Source organism: Lactococcus sp. UBA7128 (assembly GCF_002492185.1).
Classification (GTDB): domain Bacteria; phylum Bacillota; class Bacilli; order Lactobacillales; family Streptococcaceae; genus Lactococcus; species Lactococcus muris.
Window position 1 is genome coordinate 1 of sequence record NZ_DKXK01000005.1, and the last position, 3112, is coordinate 3112.

The 3112-nt window shown below is 41.4% G+C and carries 4 protein-coding genes and 2 pseudogenes; 1 reads left to right on the forward strand and 5 read right to left on the reverse strand.

Translation table 11 applies throughout. The features are described 5' to 3' along the window. Positions 1–599 (forward strand): annotated as a pseudogene (locus tag B4H39_RS00685) (hypothetical protein); the annotation flags it as partial. A gap of 126 nt (positions 600–725) precedes the next feature. On the opposite strand, the gene B4H39_RS00690 reads toward B4H39_RS00685, so the two are convergent. The 5 genes and pseudogenes from B4H39_RS00690 to B4H39_RS00710 form a co-directional block, all read right to left on the reverse strand. After that, on the reverse strand, positions 726–986 hold the full coding sequence (locus B4H39_RS00690) for a hypothetical protein (RefSeq protein ID WP_202231605.1): 261 nt from the start codon (positions 984–986) through the stop codon (positions 726–728). A gap of 9 nt (positions 987–995) precedes the next feature. Next, on the reverse strand, positions 996–1313 hold the full coding sequence (locus B4H39_RS00695; protein ID WP_251423990.1) for a hypothetical protein: 318 nt from the start codon (positions 1311–1313) through the stop codon (positions 996–998). A gap of 11 nt (positions 1314–1324) precedes the next feature. Beyond that, positions 1325–2572: a hypothetical protein gene (locus B4H39_RS00700; protein ID WP_251423991.1), complete on the reverse strand. Its 1248-nt coding sequence runs from the start codon at positions 2570–2572 to the stop codon at positions 1325–1327. After that, positions 2569–2958 carry a hypothetical protein gene (locus B4H39_RS00705; protein ID WP_251423992.1) on the reverse strand — a complete coding sequence of 130 codons (390 nt, stop codon included), beginning with the start codon at positions 2956–2958 and terminating at the stop codon, positions 2569–2571. Before B4H39_RS00705 ends, B4H39_RS00700 begins: the two co-directional genes overlap by 4 nt. 51 nt (positions 2959–3009) lie before the next feature. Then, positions 3010–3112, reverse strand: a pseudogene (locus B4H39_RS00710) (WXG100 family type VII secretion target); the annotation flags it as partial.

A 3112-nucleotide genomic window follows, 5' to 3' on the forward strand; every position in this document is an offset into this window, starting at 1 on the left:
TCATGGCACCGGGGACCATCTTTACTATGGCTAATGAGCAGTATCGTTATTTGGAGAATCAAGGTGGTGGGAATCATTTGATTATCCGGAATGAGGGTATTACAAACGTTTCATGGGTCAATCAGGAAACGCGTACCAATGAATGGTATGATGCTCTTGATACAACAGTTAGAGCTATGGTTCGGCCTGTAGTTATCCCTGAAGCGGAACCTGTTATGCTAGATAGCGATGTTACATGGATGACTGGACACGGTACACGCTGGTTACCTACTAATATAGAAGATTTCCCAGAAGTTGCTAACGACGTGAGTCGAGTTGATACAAGTGGTAGCTCCCGCGCCTTTTCACTTTCTTTAGCAGATATAGTCCGTTTATCAGGTCCAGAGCGTGCTTTTACTAATCTAGAGAGTCGTGGAGCAGATGTTACCTTTAATTGGTGGCTTCGTACGCGCGGTGGTATTGAGGGAGATTCTACAGTACGTCAGTGGGGAATAACTGGTCTGGGTTCGGCTAATCCTCGTGGTTCAGTTGGGGGATACCATATGTTGGGTATTGCAACTGGACGTGCACTTCGCCCAGCCCTAATCGTCCACCAATAAAATCAAAAAAAGTCAAAACAAAAAATCACCCAACATGGCACTACACATGCCTCATTGAGTGATTTTTTATATTTATTTTAAGAGCTTCCCTTACTCTCCCTATGGAGAACAGGTTTCTTATTTAGGTTAAATGCTATCTAACGTCCGTTTTTGCTCCTCAAAAACCTCCGTTAACTTATGCGCGAAATTGCCCTTGATGGCCCCTTTTAGAGCAGATGAATTCTTAGAAAGCGCTTGTTTTGCTGTAGCCACTTCATGCTTTGACGTTTTCTCCAACTGAGTCCGTTGTTGTCTGCTTTTATCTACAGCAATCAGCCCTTTTATTTGAATTCTTATTTTCTGAAACTCTTTTTGAGCTTTCTTAATAAGTTCATCTACACCATTCATACTTAAGCATCAATCTCCTTCCTTCAATTGACGATATTGTCTATTAAATTCGTGTTCAGCTTCTTCCAACTGCTGTTGAATTTTTCTTTTCTCAGCTTGGAATTTTTCACCGTATTCTTCTGAAAGTTGATGGAGGCGATAGCGTGAAAACTGAGAGGCTTCCGAAGCATCCCCCTCTGCCTCTCGAAGCATTTGAGAGATATCCTTTGATGCCTCTTCCATCAGCTGATTAAAGGTCTGTTCTCCCCGTCTTATCTCCTCTGCCTGTTCTTCCAGCTGTGCTCTTTTGTAGTTATAATCCCGTCTTAATTCTTCTTCTGTAAGCAAAACTCTTTTCCTTAGCCTTTCAATTCTTGTGCCAATTCGGCATCTCTTGCAAGCAGTTCTGAAATTTTCTCCTTGATTTCACGCTCAAGCTGCTTGAATTTGTCGCTCATCTGTTTGACTTGATCCATTTTATGTTGATAGAGTTGTGTCGGGATTCCCACGATATTGTTTTCTGTAAAACCAACACTTTCAAGGGCTGCATAGACTTCCCACTTCTCAAGTTGGCTTCCTACAGCTACTGCATCTGATAAGGTTTTCATCCAGAGGTTTTCTGTCTCTTTAATCCCATTTTGATAGACCTGTATGACATTGGTCATTGCCAGCTGAAACTCTGCGCCAGCGGTGGAAACAATGGCCAGAGCTTGAGCAGAGTCCAGATATATTTTTTCACTAGAGGATAAACCACCCGCACTTTCTGTCAAAGTTTTCTTTAAAACTCCTAAGGCTTCCATCTGCACCTTAAAGGAGTGAGAAAGCTGAGTCATTTTGGAGTTCAGAACAGCTTGCTGTGGGATACCGTGACTTTTTCCTTTCCCATCCAAGATATTTCCTTTTTCATCAAACTTCCACAGATTAAGATCATGGTAATTAAGGGGATTGAGCCCTAGAAAACCATAATTAAGCACAACTTCTGAACCTGTTGTGTCTATCTTCTGACCTAAAACACTCCACAGCAGTTTCCCATTTTTAAAGCGAGCAATGATATCTCCACCATAGCCGACTAAATCCATTTGATTGAGGAAATTTGTTAACATTCCAGGATTTTGTTTTACCCATGCTTTAGCTTGTGGCGACAAGACACTATAAGGGTCTGGGCCGTTAAAGGTTACCGACTGCCAGTGATGCTCTGCGCCTTGTGCTAGAGCAAGAAAAGCACCAAGTGAGTGACCTGTCGTTGAAATATCAGAATACGGGTAAGCTTTAGCCACTTCATTGGCAAAACGATTGGCGGAGTCCAGCTGAAAACCGCTTACAGAACCCATGACATTGAGCCCATCTACGGCTAGGTCTTTCCAGTCTGATGGATTTGTCCCAGCATAGGCAATTACAACTTGGCTGGTATCAGTTTCTCCATCTATTTTCGGAGCTACGGCCATTGCTTGAAAGCCGTTTTCTGTACTATCTTCAGACTTCAAAACTTCCCATTTTTTACCATTGACAGTAAAAACGTCCCCTTCATGGAGAACTTGCTTATCTTTTACATTTCTGTCAACACGATAAGCTTCGCTTGCTAAGTTTTTATAATCTTCCGGTGTCATTTTATAATCTCGCGCTCTCCGTTTCCGTAAATTACTTCTAGAGGACTGTCAGAGACATCAGTATTTTTACTTGGCTCATATTTATCGCCAAAAACAATTCCTATCCTATTTCTTTCCAAGCCCATAACAAAAACTTGACCATTTACTGTAACATCAGCATCTATAGACCAAGGCAATCCAATACCGTCAGATGAGCCTTCACCTTTAAAGACAACTTTTGTTGCACGTGGCTCTTCTTTTTTCAAAGTCAAGGCAGCCTGTCTTTGGTACTCTAAATTTTGATTATGTGCTTTTTTGTCCATAAACATTTTTCCTCCAATAGCAAGTCCCAAAATAACAAGCACAGCCGTTATTCCAACTGCTATTCTCTTTGTCTGTTTCGACATGCTTTATTTCCTTTAAAAAAGTAGTCTTTTCAGACTACAAATTTCTTTGATTTAGAACCCAAAACTTTGCGCATCTTGTGCATCACGTTCTGCAACTGTGTCCGCATATTTGTTGAGTTGTTGATTGATGCTTTCTAGCAATTCTTCGAATTTT

What these genes read in the sequence shown, in the direction of transcription:
- B4H39_RS00705 (WP_251423992.1), bottom strand. Translation starts at nt 2,958, where the DNA reads ATGTCGAAACAGACAAAGAGAATAGCAGTTGGAATAACGGCTGTGCTT.
- B4H39_RS00690 (WP_202231605.1), bottom strand. Translation starts at nt 986, where the DNA reads ATGAATGGTGTAGATGAACTTATTAAGAAAGCTCAAAAAGAGTTTCAG.
- B4H39_RS00700 (WP_251423991.1), bottom strand. Translation starts at nt 2,572, where the DNA reads ATGACACCGGAAGATTATAAAAACTTAGCAAGCGAAGCTTATCGTGTT.